At 65.1% G+C, this 15,674-nt stretch carries 14 protein-coding genes and 3 tRNA genes; 12 read left to right on the top strand and 5 right to left on the bottom strand.

Going from position 1 to position 15,674, the window contains the following annotated elements:
• The first annotated feature begins 45 nt into the window (after nt 1-45).
• Nucleotides 46-2,286 (top strand): excinuclease ABC subunit UvrC, encoded by a 2,241-nt coding sequence (gene uvrC, locus VSR34_RS09030; RefSeq protein WP_342962353.1) that lies wholly within the window; start codon nt 46-48, stop codon nt 2,284-2,286.
• On the opposite strand, the gene VSR34_RS09025 is transcribed toward uvrC, so the two are convergent.
• Complete coding sequence (locus VSR34_RS09025) at nt 2,251-2,427, bottom strand: hypothetical protein (RefSeq protein ID WP_154671285.1); 177 nt, start codon at nt 2,425-2,427, stop codon at nt 2,251-2,253. The genes uvrC and VSR34_RS09025 overlap by 36 nt on opposite strands.
• On the opposite strand from VSR34_RS09025, the gene pgsA reads away from it, so the two are divergent.
• From pgsA to VSR34_RS08995, 6 genes are all read left to right on the top strand, one after another.
• On the top strand, nt 2,417-3,007 hold the full coding sequence (pgsA, locus tag VSR34_RS09020; protein WP_028212952.1) for a CDP-diacylglycerol--glycerol-3-phosphate 3-phosphatidyltransferase: 591 nt from the start codon (nt 2,417-2,419) through the stop codon (nt 3,005-3,007). The two genes, VSR34_RS09025 and pgsA, sit on opposite strands and share 11 nt — an antisense overlap.
• Nucleotides 3,008-3,224: 217 nt before the next feature.
• Nucleotides 3,225-3,300, top strand: a tRNA-Gly gene (locus VSR34_RS09015).
• A gap of 67 nt (nt 3,301-3,367) precedes the next feature.
• Nucleotides 3,368-3,443: transfer RNA gene (locus VSR34_RS09010), tRNA-Gly, on the top strand.
• A 130-nt stretch (nt 3,444-3,573) separates the two neighbouring features.
• Nucleotides 3,574-3,647, top strand: a tRNA-Cys gene (locus tag VSR34_RS09005).
• Between the two features lie 124 nt (nt 3,648-3,771).
• The gene (locus VSR34_RS09000) at nt 3,772-4,044 is read left to right on the top strand and encodes a DUF2164 domain-containing protein (RefSeq protein WP_028212953.1); all 273 of its coding nucleotides are present in this window, start codon (nt 3,772-3,774) and stop codon (nt 4,042-4,044) included.
• 70 nt (nt 4,045-4,114) lie between these two features.
• Nucleotides 4,115-4,603: a GNAT family N-acetyltransferase gene (locus VSR34_RS08995; RefSeq protein ID WP_036019622.1), complete on the top strand. Its 489-nt coding sequence runs from the start codon at nt 4,115-4,117 to the stop codon at nt 4,601-4,603.
• A 35-nt stretch (nt 4,604-4,638) separates the two neighbouring features.
• Here VSR34_RS08995 and VSR34_RS08990 read toward each other — a convergent pair whose 3' ends face one another.
• The 3 genes from VSR34_RS08990 to VSR34_RS08980 form a co-directional block, all read right to left on the bottom strand.
• Nucleotides 4,639-5,523, bottom strand: coding sequence for a cytochrome c oxidase assembly protein (locus tag VSR34_RS08990; RefSeq protein ID WP_028212955.1), 885 nt, complete (start codon nt 5,521-5,523; stop codon nt 4,639-4,641).
• A 98-nt stretch (nt 5,524-5,621) separates the two neighbouring features.
• Complete coding sequence (locus tag VSR34_RS08985) at nt 5,622-6,089, bottom strand: copper chaperone PCu(A)C (RefSeq protein WP_028212956.1); 468 nt, start codon at nt 6,087-6,089, stop codon at nt 5,622-5,624.
• Between the two features lie 79 nt (nt 6,090-6,168).
• Nucleotides 6,169-6,753, bottom strand: a complete 585-nt coding sequence (locus tag VSR34_RS08980) for an SCO family protein (protein WP_342962423.1) — start codon at nt 6,751-6,753, stop codon at nt 6,169-6,171.
• 430 nt (nt 6,754-7,183) lie between these two features.
• Between VSR34_RS08980 and otsB the strand changes: the two genes are divergently transcribed.
• Together otsB and otsA are read left to right on the top strand one after the other, a co-directional pair.
• Nucleotides 7,184-7,936, top strand: a complete 753-nt coding sequence (gene otsB, locus VSR34_RS08975; RefSeq protein ID WP_028212958.1) for a trehalose-phosphatase — start codon at nt 7,184-7,186, stop codon at nt 7,934-7,936.
• A 115-nt stretch (nt 7,937-8,051) separates the two neighbouring features.
• Nucleotides 8,052-9,482: an alpha,alpha-trehalose-phosphate synthase (UDP-forming) gene (otsA, locus tag VSR34_RS08970; RefSeq protein ID WP_042289638.1), complete on the top strand. Its 1,431-nt coding sequence runs from the start codon at nt 8,052-8,054 to the stop codon at nt 9,480-9,482.
• A gap of 112 nt (nt 9,483-9,594) precedes the next feature.
• On the opposite strand, the gene VSR34_RS08965 is transcribed toward otsA, so the two are convergent.
• Nucleotides 9,595-11,430, bottom strand: coding sequence for an ABC transporter ATP-binding protein (locus VSR34_RS08965; protein WP_028212959.1), 1,836 nt, complete (start codon nt 11,428-11,430; stop codon nt 9,595-9,597).
• Between the two features lie 778 nt (nt 11,431-12,208).
• Here VSR34_RS08965 and VSR34_RS08960 point away from each other — a divergent pair.
• The 3 genes from VSR34_RS08960 (at nt 12,209) to VSR34_RS08950 (ending at nt 15,006) form a co-directional block, all read left to right on the top strand.
• Complete coding sequence (locus tag VSR34_RS08960) at nt 12,209-13,273, top strand: glycosyltransferase family 4 protein (RefSeq protein WP_028212960.1); 1,065 nt, start codon at nt 12,209-12,211, stop codon at nt 13,271-13,273.
• Between the two features lie 203 nt (nt 13,274-13,476).
• Nucleotides 13,477-14,460: a hypothetical protein gene (locus VSR34_RS08955; RefSeq protein WP_028212961.1), complete on the top strand. Its 984-nt coding sequence runs from the start codon at nt 13,477-13,479 to the stop codon at nt 14,458-14,460.
• 81 nt (nt 14,461-14,541) lie between these two features.
• The gene (locus VSR34_RS08950; protein WP_028212962.1) at nt 14,542-15,006 is read left to right on the top strand and encodes a DUF2214 family protein; all 465 of its coding nucleotides are present in this window, start codon (nt 14,542-14,544) and stop codon (nt 15,004-15,006) included.
• Nucleotides 15,007-15,674 lie beyond the last annotated feature (668 nt).

The following is a 15,674-nucleotide window of genomic DNA, read 5'->3' as shown; positions in this document are numbered from 1 at the left end:
CCCTCGCTCACCTTACATCGACGCATCGCCCGTCCCCGAAACTGGATGACCGAGACCGACGTTTTCGACCCGAAAAAGACGCTCGCGCAGTTGCCGCATCTGCCCGGCGTCTACCGCTACTACGACGCGCAAGGCGCGGTGCTGTATGTCGGCAAGGCGCGCGACCTGAAAAAGCGCGTGTCGAGCTATTTCACCAAGACGCAGCTTTCGCCGCGCATCGCGATGATGATCACGCGCATTGCGCGCATCGAAACCACCGTCACGCGCTCCGAGGCCGAGGCGCTGCTGCTCGAGAACAATCTCATCAAGGCGCTCACGCCGCGCTACAACATCCTCTTTCGCGACGACAAGTCGTATCCGTTCCTCAAGATCACGGGCCACAAATTCCCGCGCATGGCGTACTACCGCGGCGCGGTCGATCGCAACAACCAGTACTTCGGGCCGTTTCCGAGCGCCTCGGCCGTGCGCGAGAGCATCCACATCCTGCAGCGCGTGTTCCAGTTGCGCACCTGCGAGGATTCGGTGTTCAACAATCGCACGCGGCCTTGCCTGCTGCATCAGATCGGCCGCTGTACGGCGCCTTGCGTGCGCGCGATCAGCGAAGAAGACTACGCGCGCGACGTGAGCAACGCATCGCGCTTTCTGCTCGGCCGTCAGAACGAGGTCATGAAGGAACTGGAGACGAAGATGCACGCGTTCGCCTCCGAGCTGAAGTTCGAGCAGGCTGCGGCCGTGCGCAACCAGATGAGTTCGCTTTCGACCGTGCTGCATCAGCAGGCCATCGAAACGGGTAGCGAGAGCGACGTGGACATTCTTGCCGTGGTCGCGCTGGGCGGGCGCGTTTGCGTCAATCTCGCAATGGTGCGCGGCGGCCGGCATCTGGGCGACAAGGCCTATTTCCCGGCGCACGTGGAGCGCGCGCTGACGGACGAGGAGGGCGGCGTTGCCGAGGAGATCGACAGCGAGACCGTGGTCGCCGCAAGCGCGCTGAAGTCGCTGCCTTCGCTTGCCCGCAAGACGGTGGAGGATTTCATCGACGAGGCGAATGAAGAATCGGCGGCCGACGCGCCGCACGACGCCGAGGCGCTCGCGCCGGATCCCCTCGCCATCGCGGCCGATCTCGCCGCCGCCGACGAAATGGCAGACGATGGCGACTCCGATGCGCCCGTGGCCGAGGCGCAGGCCGATGCGCGCAGCAAGCGCGCGCCCGGCATCGAATCCGAAGTGCTCGACGCCTTCATTGCGCAGCACTACTTCGGCAATCGCGTGCCGCCCGTGCTGGTGGTGAGCCATCCGCCGGCGAACCGCGAACTCGTCGATGTGCTCAGCGAGCAGGCGGGTCACAAGGTCACGCTGCTGCGCCAGCCGCAAGGCCAGAAGCGCGCGTGGCTCGCCATGGCCGAGCAGAACGCGCGGCTCGCGCTCGCTCGCCTGCTCTCGGAGCAGGGCTCGCAGCAGGCCCGCACGCGCACGCTCGCGCAATTGCTCGGGCTCGAACTCGACGATCTCGCGCATCTGCGCATCGAGTGCTTCGACATCAGCCATACGATGGGCGAAGCGACCCAGGCATCATGCGTGGTCTATCACCATCACAAGATGCAGTCCGCCGAATACCGGCGCTACAACATCACGGGCATCACGCCCGGCGACGACTACGCGGCGATGCGGCAGGTGCTCACGCGCCGCTACGAGAAGATGGTCGCGCAAGCGGCGCGCGCCGAAGCCGAGGCGCCGGTGGCCTCGGTGCCGGCGCCCGATCCCGCCGACCCGAACGCACTCGCTGACACCGGCGAGGCCGCAGAATCCGTCGAAGCTCCTGAAGCCGCGCCGCCGGTCGGCACGCTGCCCAACATCGTTTTGATCGACGGCGGCAAGGGCCAGGTCGAGATCGCGCGCCAGGTGTTCACCGAACTGGGTCTGGATCCGGCGATGCTGGTGGGCGTGGCGAAAGGCGAGGGGCGCAAGGTGGGTCTCGAGACGCTCGTGTTCGCCGACGGCCGCGCGCCGCTCGAACTCGGCAAGGAAAGCGCGGCGCTCATGCTCGTCGCGCAGATCCGTGACGAGGCGCACCGCTTCGCCATCACGGGCATGCGCGCGAAGCGCGGCAAGACGCGTCAGACGTCGCGGCTGGAGGAACTGGAAGGCGTGGGCGCCAAGCGTCGCCAGCGCCTGCTCGCGCGCTTTGGCGGCCTGCGCGGCGTGATGGCGGCCAGCGTGGAGGACCTGGCGAGCGTGGAGGGCATCTCGCGCTCACTGGCCGAACAGATCTACCAGCAGCTTCATTGATGCGGGCGCCGCGCCGGCCGGGCCGAAGGCAGGCGCGGGCCGTTCCTTACGTTTGCTTGTGGCAGGTGCGGCGACACGGCACAATTGCATCTCCCATAATTGCATCTTCCCCGACAGATAGCGCCAGCCGATGCCGTTCAATATTCCGATTCTCCTGACCTGGCTGCGGATCGTGCTGATTCCGCTCGTGGTCGGCGTGTTCTATCTGCCGCAGACGTTGCTTTCCCCGATGCAGCAGAACACATTGGCGATGCTGATCTTCGTGCTGGCCGCGCTCACCGACTGGTTCGACGGTTTTCTCGCGCGCAAGTGGAATCAGACTTCGTCGTTCGGCGCGTTTCTCGATCCCGTCGCGGACAAGCTCATGGTGACCGCGGCGCTGCTCGTGCTCGTGCATCTGCAGCGGCTCGACGCCGTGATCGCGCTCGTGATCGTCGGCCGCGAGATCGCCATCTCGGCGCTGCGCGAATGGATGGCGCAGATCGGCGCGTCGAAGAGCGTGGCCGTGAATTCGCTCGGCAAGTTCAAGACGGCATGCCAGATGGTCGCGATTCCCATGCTGCTGTTCTATGCACCGCTCACGCTCGGCGGGGTGACGCTGTTCGATTCGCGCGTATGGGGCGCGTGGCTCATCTACGTGGCCGCGTTCCTCACGATCTGGTCGATGCTCTACTACATGAAGCTCGCGTGGCCGCAGATCCGCGAGCGGGGAAGCCTTTAATCTGTGTCGCTGTGTCGTGCAAACCGCCTGCGTCTTTTTCCAAAAAGATCTACCGAGGGGGTTGACACGATTCTGCGGGTTATACATAATCTCACTTCTCCGCTGCACGACGCAGTAGCAAATAAGCAGATGCAGTGGAAATCGCCGAAGATGAGCGTCACACGCTGATGGTTGAGCGAAAATCGAGCGAATCATCGGCGAAGTCAGGCAGAAAAATGCGGGAGTAGCTCAGTTGGTAGAGCGCAACCTTGCCAAGGTTGAGGTCGCGAGTTCGAGACTCGTCTCCCGCTCCAGATTTTAAGGCGCGTCGTTTTAGCAGTTTGAAAACGAAGTGTTGAAGCAGTAAAAAGCAGGACATATGCGGGAGTAGCTCAGTTGGTAGAGCGCAACCTTGCCAAGGTTGAGGTCGCGAGTTCGAGACTCGTCTCCCGCTCCAGATACCACGGGGAAGCAGCGCTTCCCTTTTTGTTTGGCAGGTCTTGATCAACGTATCAGGCCATCGAATCAAATCTGTCCGGTCGTTGTGGGCACAAGCAGTTTGCCTCCAGTTCGGTCAGTCCGCTTCTGGCGCGATAGCAAAGCGGTTATGCAGCGGCCTGCAAAGCCGTGTAGGCCGGTTCGACTCCGGCTCGCGCCTCCAGATGCAAAGCAAAAGCCACCTTCGGGTGGCTTTTGCTTTTGCGCGCTGGCTTTGCGGCACCGACGGCTGCACGCAATGCGTGTGGCGCACAATAGCCGGAAATCCCCCTCTGCGGATGGCCGCTATGCCCATCGAACTTCCAGAAGACGCGCGCACCGAGGCGGTCGCCTCCATCCAGCGCTATTTCGACGCCAACATGGAGGAGCCGATCGGCAACGTCGCGGCGGGCGCGCTGTTGGGCTTTTTTCTCGAAGAGATCGCACCGGCGGTCTACAACAAGGCAATTGCCGATGCGCAGGAGAGCATGCAGGCGCGCATCGTCGATCTGGATATCGATCTGCACGAAGAGCCGTTCCAGTACTGGCGCAAGTACGCGCAGCCGCGCCGGCGCAAGTGACCACGGGTTGGTCGTGCGCGCATCGCGCGGCATAATCTTTTCATTCGCGATGTTGACGGAATCACCGACCATGACCTTGCAGTCCCCCGCCTTGCCGCTTCCTCAATTCGACTGGCAATGGAAACCCTTCGAGGCGCTCGATGCACGCGAAGTCTACGCCATGCTCAAGTTGCGCTCCGACGCCTTCGTCGTCGAGCAGCACTGCGTGTATGGCGACATCGACGGCCTCGACCTGGACGCCTGGCATCTGTTCGCCTGGGGCGAGCGCAATGGTGTGCGCGAACTCGCCGGCTATCTGCGTGTGCTGCTCCCCGACGCCGATGACGCGGACGTGCGCATCGGCCGCGTGGTGACATCGCAGAACCATCGCGGTATCAAGCTCGGCAATGCGCTGCTCGAACGCGCCATCGCGCAGATCGCGCGCCAATGGCCGCACGTGCAGATGCGCCTGCACGCCCAGGCGCATCTGCAGAAGTTCTACGGGGCGTTCGGTTTCGCGCCTGTCGGCGAGATTCACGAAGAGGACGGCATTCCGCACGTGTGGATGCGCTCCGCTTGAAAGGCGTGAGGCCCGGCGGCACCCTGCGAAGCGCTCTAAGTGCGCTGCGTGCGTCGTTCCTTGCGTTGCGCGCGGTCTTCGGGGCGCCCGCCGGAACGTTGCCCCGGCTTCAAACGTCCGCGCGCGGATAGGCGCATCCAGTGGCGCAGCGCGACCAGCGCGCCGACCACGCTCATCATCGACCCCGGAATCCAGAGCAGCAGGCCGCCGATCTGCTGATCGCGCATGGGCGAGAGCCAGGTAAATGCGCGGCCGCAGATCGAATAGACGGGATAAAGCTCGCGCGTCGTGAAGAAGATGAGTGCGCCGAGCACGATCTGCGGCGGAATCGCCGCGATCACGACCAGCACGCGCTTGCCCGGCGAGAGGCGAGCGGGCGGCGCGGGGCGCGAGTCGAGCACGAGCCACCAGAACAGCAGCCCGTCGATCACCATGCTCCAGTTCATGACGCGGTAGAGACGCCAGTCGAGCATCGCGATGAAGTGGATCGGCGAAAAGAGCCAGAAGTAAATGAGCCCGACGAAGAGCGTCACCGCGATGACGGGATGCATGACGATGTCGAGCGCCACGCGCACGGGCCGCGCTTCGAGCGCGGGCCGCACGAAGCGCTGTCGCCACTTGAACGGGACGCCAGCGCGCAGCGCCGCGCCGGGATACGCCAGCGCGATGAAGAACGGACCCACGTGGTGCAGCACCAGGTGCTGCCCGCGATGCATGAAGAACTCATGCTCGAAGAAGTAGTCGAGCCGCGTATGCAGTGCGACGTAAAGCGCACCGAGCCCGAACCAGAATGAGATCTGGCGCGTGAGCGATACCCGCGCGTGCCGCTTGCCGCGCACGAACAGCACCGCCGTGAGCAGCGTAGCGATCATGACAGTCGGCGATGGCTCCCAGGGTTGGAGCCAGTACAGCAGGGTCATCGCGAGCATGGCGGCGGCCTCATCGCGGATTCAACATGCTTGCGCGCGCAACGACAGATGATGCGCGCGCGATCCGTTACTGCACTAGATCTGCGGCCTTACTGCCCGGAGGGCGACTTGACCGTGAACGGCGTGTCGAGCGTTTCGCCGTCCGAGAACTCCAGCTTCACGTTGACCGTATCCCCCGGCGCGATCTTGTGCTTTGCCTTTTCCAGCATCAGGTGGTAGCCGCCCGGTGCGACCGCAAGCGTGCCGTGTGCGGGCACCGTCGCCTTGTGCACCATGACCATCTTCTGCGTCGAGCCGTTCGAGACCGTCTGATGCAGCATGACCATGCCGTAAGCGTCGCTCGATACCCCCACGAGATCGATCGGCTGGTCGCCGTCGTTCTTCAGCGTCACATAGCCCGCGGCCGGCAGATCGCCGGGCAGCCAGCGCACCCAGGCGTCCTGCGCGCTCAATGCGCCCGCGGCGGCGTGCGCGGCCGGCGCGAAGGCGGCAAGCGAGCCGAAAATGCTGAGCGCGTAGCCGAGCGTGACGGTGAGCGATTTGAGGTTCTTCGTCATGAGGTTTCCTGTTGAGGTTGCGGTTTCGAATACCGTTGTGAACGGCACTCGAAGATTGGACCGGCACGGCAGCATGCGTTCATGCCGTGTCGTTTATGACGCGGCGCAGGTCATGTGCGATCGCGTCTGCGGTGTCGTGGTCGGTGGCGAGCAGTCGCGCATGGCCCTGCGCGTCGAACACATAGACGGCCGAGCTGTGCGTAACTTCATAGCTGCCGTCGGCTTCGCGCTTTTCCATCTGGTACGCCACACGGTAGCGTCTCGCGAGCGACTCGATTTCGGCTTCGGTGCCGGTCAGACCGAGCGCATGCTGGGTATCGAATGCGCCCACATAAGTGTGCAACGCCTGCGGTGTGTCGCGCGCCGGGTCGACGCTGATGAAGAGTATGCGCACGTTCTGCGCATCGGCGCCCAGTTTTGCGACGACCTGGATCAGGCGCGCCATCGTTTCCGGGCAGACGTCCGGGCAGTGCGTATAGCCGAAGTAGACGAGCGTCGTGCGTCCGCGGAAGCTGGCGCCCGTCACGGGCTGGCCATTGTCGGCCGTGAGCGCGAAGTCGAGGTCGGGCAGATGGCCGCTCACGTTCATCAGCTGCCAGGGCTCGCCCGAACGGGAACAGGCGACGAGCAGCAGTACCCCCGCCACGATCGCCGCGCGCCGCAGGCTTCGTACGCCGCAGCCGAGGCGGGCGCGTAATGTGCTACTCGAAGGCGCGAACGGGTTGGACAAAGACTGTCTCGTCGACTCGAGGGGTTGCGGTGGCCGCGCTCTTTCTTGCGACAGGGCGCGGCTTGTCGCTGCGACTGTAGCAAAACTGGATTCGCGCTGCCGGCTGCGCTCCGGCGTGGGCGCCGTTCGCGTCGATTTGCCGCATCGGAGGAGACGACCGATGCTATCCAGCGTCGTGGCGGTGTGGGGCGTTCATATCACGGCGGGAACCAGGCAATACGAGCTCGAGGCCCGCCGCGCACGCGGCTTGGCCCCTTACTTTCTCGATAATCGCCCAAAGGCGCGGTAAGATTCGCACACTTTCCCTCGGCGCAGTCCTGCCGGGGGCATACCCGGCCATGGGCCGATGGGTGAACAGAACGCAATGCATGCACTCCCGGCAGTCCTGCCGCCTGAACAGACGGCATTTTTCTTCGATTTCGACGGTACGCTCGTCGATCTCGCGCCCACGCCCGATGGCGTGCTCGTCCGTCCCGACATGCTCGCGCTGCTACGCCAACTGCGCCGCGCGACGCATGGCGCGGTGGCGATCGTCTCGGGGCGCGGCATCGACAGCATCGATGGCTTTCTGCGCATGCCCGATCTGCCCGTGGCTGGCCTGCACGGCGCCGAGCGGCGCGACGCCAACGGCGATACCCAGCGTGTCGGGTTCAACGACCAGCGCCTGCTGCACATGGAGCAGGTGCTCGCAGAGGTGGTACGCACGCATACGGGCATGCTGCTCGAGATCAAGGGCGCGTCGCTCGCGCTGCACTACCGCAATGCGCCCGAGCACGAGGGCACCGCGCGCGCCGCGACCGAGCGCCTCGCCGCCGACTACGCCGAAGCCTATGTGCTGCAGCCGGGCAAGATGGTCTACGAAATCAAGCCCAAGGACGTCGACAAGGGCCGCGCGCTGCGCGCCTTCCTCGACGAGCCTCCGTTCGCGGGCCGCCGCGCGGTGTTCGCCGGCGACGACCTGACCGACGAGAAAGGCTTTGCCGTCGTGAATGCGCTGGGCGGCCTGTCGATCAAGGTCGGCGGCGGCGATACCATCGCACAGACGCGCATCGACTCGGTCGAGGCGCTGATCGGCTGGCTCGCGTCGCTCGTCGCGGCCATGCCGGGCGCCCGGTGACCGCACGCATGCTTCGCCTTGTCCCGCGCGTTGATTGCCTGTCGCGATGGGCCGATTCGGGCGTGGCCTCGCGCCCACCATACTTTCCTGATTCCCTGCACGGACCCCGCACCTCATGAGCCGATTGATCATCGTGTCGAACCGCGTCGCGCCGATTTCCGAAGGCGGTCCGGCCGCGGGCGGCCTCGCGGTCGGTGTGTACGACGCGCTCAAGGAAACCGGCGGCATGTGGTTCGGCTGGAGCGGCGAAGTGCTCACGTCGGGCCAGCCGCAGATCGCGCTCGAGGAGCGCGGGCCCGTCACCTTCGCGACCATCGGCCTGTTGCGGCGCGACTACGACCAGTACTATCGCGGTTTCTCGAACGCCACGCTTTGGCCCGCGTTCCATTACCGCGCCGATCTCGTGCAGTACGACCGCCACGAATACGAGGGCTATAGCCGCGTGAACGCGTGGCTCGCGCAGCAGCTGGTGCCGCTCCTGCGCGAAGACGACGTGATCTGGGTCCACGACTATCATCTGATTCCTTTCGCCCAGGCGCTGCGCGCGGCGGGGGTGAAGAATCGCATCGGCTTCTTCCTGCATATTCCGTTTCCCGCCTCGCAGGTGTTGCTGGCGGTGCCGCCGCACCGCGAGCTGGTCGAGGCGCTCTGTTCCTTCGATCTGCTCGGTTTCCAGACCAGGCCCGATCTGCGCGCGTTTTGCGACTACATCGTGAACGAGGCGGGCGGCACGACCGTCATGCAGCCCGACGGACTCACGCGCATCGAGGCGTTCGGGCAGACGCTGTGCGCGGGCGATTACCCGATCGGCGTGTATCCCGACGAAATCGCGGAGCTCGCCAAGGCGGGCGAACGCGGCAAGCCGGTGCGCACGCTCAAGGCCACGCTGCACGGTCGCAAGGTCATCATGAGCGTGGATCGGCTCGACTACTCGAAGGGGCTCGTCGAACGCTTTCGGGCCTTCGAGCGCCTGCTCGACCACGCGCCGGCGCAGCGCAACAACGTCTCGTTCGTCCAGATCGCGCCGCCCACGCGCGCCGACCTGCACGCCTATCAGGACATCCGGCTGCGCCTCGAGGCCGAGTCGGGGCGCATCAACGGCCGCTATGCGGAACTCGACTGGACGCCGATCTGGTACATCCACCGCCAGTACGAGCGCGCGGTGCTGGCCGCGTTGTTCCGGGCCTCGAATGTGGGCTACGTGACGCCGCTGCGCGACGGCATGAACCTCGTCGCGAAGGAATACGTCTCGGCACAGGATCCTGAAGATCCCGGCGTGCTCGTGCTCTCGCGCTTTGCCGGCGCGGCGCAGGAGCTGTCCGGCGCGCTGATCGTCAATCCGCTCGATATCGACGGCATGGCCGACGCGCTCAACGCCGCGCTCTCGATGCCGCTCGCCGAGCGTGTCGCGCGCTATCGGGACATGATGGCCCAGCTGCGCGAGAACAACGTTTCGGTGTGGCGCGACCGCTTCATGCGCGACCTGGGCCAGGTCAGCCTGCGGCAAGGCGTGGCGTCGCCCCCGCTTGCGCGCGCGCAGGGCTGAGCGCCGGCGCCGCGCTCGCTACGAGGGCGAAAAAAGCCGCTTCAGTCGATAGACCGAAGCGGCTTTTTTTACGTCTCTGGCAAAGCGAAGCGGGCGAGGGCGCGCGCGCGTGTCACGCCACGTGCTTTTCGTCGGCCTTCTTGTTGCCGAGATGCAGCGTCGACGCCTTGCCGTACTGCTTCGCGAGGAGGTCGCGATAGAGGCCCGGGCGGTTGCGCAGCTCTTCCGGGCTGCCGTCGTCGATGACCTTGCCCGCGCTCATCACGATGATGCGGTCGAAGTTGTGCAGCGTGGAGAGGCGGTGCGCGATCGCGATCACCGTGCGGCCCACCATCAGCCGGTCGAGCGCCTGCTGGATGGCCTCTTCGGAGGCGCTGTCGAGCGCCGAGGTGGCTTCGTCGAGCAGCAGAATCGGCGAATTCTTGAGAATCGCGCGAGCGATCGCGACGCGCTGGCGCTGGCCGCCCGACAGCTTGACGCCGCGGTCGCCCACGATCGTGTCGTAGCCTTCGGGCATCGCTTCGATGAATTCGGCGCAGCGCGCCTCGCGGGCCGCGGTGAGCACCTCTTCGCGGCTCGCTTCGGGGCGCCCGTAGGCGATGTTCTCGTAGATCGTGCGGTGCAGAAGCGAAATGTCCTGCGGCACGAGCGCGATGGCTTGGCGCAGGCTGTCCTGGGTCACGTGCGAGATGTCCTGGCCGTCGATCTTGATGGCGCCGCCCTGGGACTCGTAGAAATGCTGGAGCAGCGCGAGCACCGTGGTCTTGCCCGCACCCGACTTGCCGATGAGGCCCACGCGCTGGCCGGCCTCGATGCGCAGGTCGAAGTGGTCGAGGATCGGCTTGCGGTGCGGATAAGCGAAAGTCACGCCCTCGAAATCGACGCGGCCGCCCTGGGCCACGAGTTCCGTGGCGTCGTCGCGATCGGGCATGCCGTGCGGCTCGAGCAGCGTCTGCACGGCTTCGGCGAGTCGCGCCACGTGCTGCGTGACGTCCACCAGCGCCACGGCGAGATCGCGCGTGCCGTGCAGGATCGTGAAGCCCAGCGAACTCACGAGCACGATGTCGCCCGACGTCGCCTTGCCCTGATCCCACAGCCACAGCGCCCAGCCCAGCAGGCCGGCCGACAGCATGGCCGTGATCACGGCGTGCAGGAGGCGCAGCTTTTCGAGGTAGAGCAGGCTCGAGCGGCGCGCGTCGAGCTCGGCCTTGACGGTCGAGCCGAAGCGCTTTTGCTCGCGCAACGTCATGCCGAAGGCGCGCACGAGCGCCATGTTGCCGATCACGTCGACGAGTTCGCCGTCCACCGCGGCCGCTTTCGAGGCGAACGTGTGGTGGCGCGACGAGCCGCGCCCGGCAAGCTTGAAGAGGATCACCGAGAGCACTGCCGAGCAGAACAGGAGGCCCCCCGCCATCAACGGATTGACCGCGATGATCATGACGATGGCGCCCGCCACCGCGATGCAAGGCGGCAGCACGTTCCAGGCGGTGGTGTTCTCGGCCGTGTAGACGGCGTTGGAAGTCGCGGTGATGCGGCTTGCGAGCGTGCCGGGCTGCTTTTCCGAGTAGTAGGTGGGCGAGTGTCCGCTCAGATACTGGAACAGATCGCGCCGCAGGTCGCCCGTGACGGCGACGAAGGTGTGGGCGGCAAACCAGCCGCCGACCCGCCACAGCAGGTTGTCGGCGGCGATCAGTCCGACCAGGATGGCGAATGCGGTCCACAGCGGCCCCGGATGGTGGCGCCCGGCGCCGAGCACGTCGATCAGATGCTTGATGGCGTACTGCGAAGCCAGCGCGCACCCCACGGCCGCGAACACGCTGGCGAGCACGACAGTGTGGGCGAACGGGTGGCGTTTGATGTAGCGGAAAAGGAACGCGAGCGGCCGCCGCGCATAGCTCGCGAGCTTTGCGTTGTGGGCGTTACGCTGGGCGATGGTCAGATGTTCCAATTGATCGGGGTGGTCGGTCTGACGGAACTTCGTCCGTGCAAGTTCAAAGGAAGAAAGGAGGCGCGCTACGGCGACGAACGGTTTGAGCGCGCGGCAACGGAGGCGGATTTACCGCATTGTAAACACCCCATGCGCGAAGCGCACCGCCTATGCCCGGCGGACGCGCATCATATCGCGACAACAGCGCCCGGGACACCGGTTGCGGCGATGCTGTTGCGGCAGAGGTTCAGCACGAATCCCGGACCCTTTTAGAGATAGAATGGCGGTTTGCCTTCCGAAAGGCGCACTGCCCGCACTTCTCATCTGCAAGCGAGCCTCGCCGGTTACATACGGGAAAAGACGGGAACATTCGGGAAGGCCGCGGTCAGTCGAGTTGCGACAAACGCCCGCAGTTGTTTTCCGCGACGCAGCACCCAATCTAGAACTGTCTTGGAAAACAAGGGGTTGCGGAGTGTTTCCCGTTTGTAACAAGGTAAAGACTTTGAAATGATCGGACCGGTATTTTCCCTGAGCCGGGATAATGCCGACTCCAACTGCGTAGGGAATTTGACAGCTTTTGTGTCAACGGCCGCGAGCCCTGCGCGTTTACCGCCTGAACCGCCGCGTGTGCGCTCTTGTCGCTTCACAACTGCGTCGGGTCTATTCCGGATTTCCGGTGCGGTTAGCGGTATGGAACGCCTGGATGGCGCGTGGCGACAAGAAAGCCGCAGCCTGCATAGGTCGATTGTCAAATTTGCAGTCTATTGCCCGATTTATTACGAGGAAGGAGTTCACCACTATGCGAATCGCTCAAATCGCTCCGTTGCACGAGGCGGTTCCTCCCAAGCTGTACGGCGGCACGGAACGGGTGGTCTCCTACCTGACCGAAGCGCTGGTCGAACAGGGCCACGATGTCACGCTGTTCGCAAGCGGCGATTCGGTCACCTCGGCAAAGCTCGAAGCGTTTTGGCCGCAGGCGCTGCGCCTCGACCCGACGATTCGCGACGTGATGGCTCCGCACATGCTGCTGCTCGAAGAAGTTCGCCGCCGCGCGGACGAGTTCGACGTGCTGCATTTCCACATCGACTACTACCCGTTCTCGCTGTTCCAGCGCCAGCCGGTGCCGTTCGTGACGACCATGCACGGCCGTCTGGACCTGCCGGAACTGCAGCCGGTGTTCAACGCGTTCAACGACGTGCCGGTCGTCTCGATTTCGGACAACCAGCGTATTCCGCTGCCGCAAGCCAACTGGCAGCAGACCGTCTACCACGGCCTGCCGGAGGACGTGCTCACGCCGATCCCGAACGTCGAGCCGGGCTACCTCGCTTTCCTCGGCCGCGTCTCGCCGGAGAAGGGCCTTGACCGGGCGATCCGCATCGCCGGGCAGGCAGGCATGAAGCTCAAGGTCGCCGCCAAGATCGACAAGGCCGACCGCGCCTACTACGAAGAAGTCATCAAGCCGCTGATGGCGCTGCCGCACGTCGAGTACATCGGCGAAATCGGCGAGCACGAAAAGCGCGAGTTCCTCGGCAACGCGCATGCGCTGGTGTTCCCGATCGACTGGCCGGAGCCCTTTGGCCTCGTCATGATCGAAGCCATGGCCTGCGGTACGCCGGTCATCGCGTTCAAGCGCGGCTCGGTGCCCGAAGTCATCGACAATGGCGTCTCGGGCTTCGTCGTCGAAGACGAAATCAGCGCTGTCGCGGCGATCAAGCGCCTGTCGACGCTGCCGCGCGAGAAGGTCCGCGCCGCGTTCGAATCGCGCTTCTCGTCGAAGGTGATGGCGCGCAACTACGTTGCCGTGTACGAAGAACTGCTGCGCCAGAAGCGCCGCACCGTGCTGCGCGAAGTCGCCGCCGGCTAAGGTTGTTGTACAGAAAGCGGGCGTGCTGCGGCGCGTCCGGTTTTCTCCGCGTTTGCCCAGCGCCCCGGTGCCCGTGCACCGGGGCGCTGTCACGTTTGGCGCCGGCGAGTGAGGCGTTTGCTTAATGTCCCTATAATGGCCGTGCCGTAAAATCCGCGGCGCACGCGACGACGACAGTGACAGACCTCAGCAGGAGACCCCACTTGGCGAGAACCCGACCGACGCCCACGGCCACCGTACCCGGTGCCGGGACGCTCTTCGCGCTGCGCGCGATCGGGCTCGTGATCCTGGCGCGCTGGCTGCATTCGATGGCGCAGATGAACTTCCTCGCCGCGCTCGAAGGCATGGCTTCGTCGCCGGCGGCGTGCCTGAACCTCATCTTCCTGTTTCTGCTCATCGTGCTGCCGGGCGCCAAGGCGCGCGTCGAGCGGCCGTTTCACCCGCTGCCGCAGTGGCTGCGTCAGGCGCTGCGCTTTTTCGGCACGCTCGGGTTCCTGTTTGCGATCGGCTCGATCGGCATGTTCGTCTGGACCGCCGGCTGGCGGCGCACCTTCCACGCGGCGGCGGACACCAACGGCTGGCTCGTTGCCGCGCCGGCGCTCTATGCGGCCGTGGTATGGATCTGCCGGCCGCGCGCGCTCTGGCGCACGAACATCGCGGCACGTCGATTCGCGATCGGGCGCTTTGCCGTTTCGATTGACGTCGCCACCCGCACCACGGTTGTCTGGCGGGAGAGCCGCAAGGTTGGTCAGTACGATGCGCGCGAGTTGTCGGTTCGCTGGCTCTCGGGGGGGCAGCCAGGCGCAGCGCCGGGAGGGGGGCTTGCGTCCGGGTCAACGGGGTTCGCCGCACCGGCGCCGACCGAAGATCCTGGGCGCGCGCCTCGTGTCAGCGAACCCGGTGTCGAACCGGAACCGGCTTTGCTTCCCGCGGACTCCAGTGCGCAGGGATCGGAGCCGTCCGCGGCGACGCCCGAGCCGGCCACGGCCACTGAGCCGCGTGCGGCGGCGGCATCGTCAGCGTCGCCGCACCGGGACGGGGCCGCGCGTCGGCCGAAGATCGAATTGCTGTGGGACTCGCCGGCTGCGGCGGGCCACAACCGACAGACTGTGTTTCTCGCGCGCCTCGCTTCCGAAGGCGACCGCACCGCCGCGCGCGCACTCGACGCGGCGCTGAGGCAGGTCTGACGCACGGGCCGCCTTCGCTGCGTCCGTGCTCGAGTGTTTACCGTTGCTTGCCGTTCCTGTCGTTCACCCGAAGGAGTCGCAATGCTCACACGCTGGTTGCTCGCCGCCATTCACCTGCTTGCCTTCGGATTTGCGCTCGCCTCGATTCTGCGCCGCACGCGCGGGCTGCGCCGCTGCACCTCCACCGAGGACCTGCCCGTGATTTTCAGCGCCGACAATGGCTGGGGCGGCTCCGCGCTCGTGCTGATCGTGACTGGCGCGATGCGAGCGTTCGGCGGCTTCGAGAAGGGTGCCGCGTACTACCTCCACGAGCCGCTCTTTCACGTGAAGATGGGGGCGCTTGTCCTGATCTTTCTGCTGGAGATCGCACCGATGATGGCGCTGCTGCGCTGGCGGCTCGCTGTGCGCCGGGGCGACGTGCCCGATTTGACCGGGGCGGCGAAGTATGCCCGTATCGGCCGGTGGCAGACGCTCCTGGTTGTCGTGATGGTCTTCGCCGCAACGGGCATGGCGCGCGGTGTCGGGCTCGACATGGGCGGCGAGTAGTGAGAGGTTCGGTCGGTCGGGGGACCTTGGGGAATCTACCGACCAGCCCGCTCCCATGGCGAGCAGGTGCTTGCCCCCGCAAACTAAAAGGCCTCGTTGCTTGCGCAACGAGGCCTTTTATGCGAAGTACTTCGTCCAAACCGCCGCCATCAAAGCCTTCATAGACAAGGAGCGGGGTCTCGTAAAGCGTGCGCCATGCCCGCAAACATGTTCCCAAATCGAATTGATACGCCTGGAGCGCGGGGGCCAAGATTCGCCGCGAACCTGAACATTTCGCTTCTGCGCGCCGCAAAGCTGGCAAAAGCGAGCGCTGGACAGAAGCCGACCGTCTATGGGGTTCGTGAGGGCCAGTTCATCACGCTCGATCAAAACGGATACTTTGTTGACAAGACGCCGTATGTACCGGTCGCAGCCAGGGTGCAGCAACGGCGAGCAACATCGCCAGTTCCAGCGGAGGACCAAACTAGGCAGGGAACATTCCAATATCCCGTTCACTGACGAGGATGCGCGCAAGCTCGGGGAATGGCGATCATGGCGATTGCCGGAGCGAACCCCGAGTTGCGTTCGCGTGTGCACATTACGGCCGAAACAAATATGGAATGGGCACGTCTGATGCCAATGACCCGGTAGTCGATGCGGGGTGCCGTCGTGGGCGGGTTACGGGCGGG

The organism is Paraburkholderia sp. JHI2823, from assembly GCF_038900695.1.
Lineage (GTDB): Bacteria > Pseudomonadota > Gammaproteobacteria > Burkholderiales > Burkholderiaceae > Paraburkholderia > Paraburkholderia mimosarum.
This window is presented reverse-complemented; position numbering and strand designations above follow the sequence as displayed.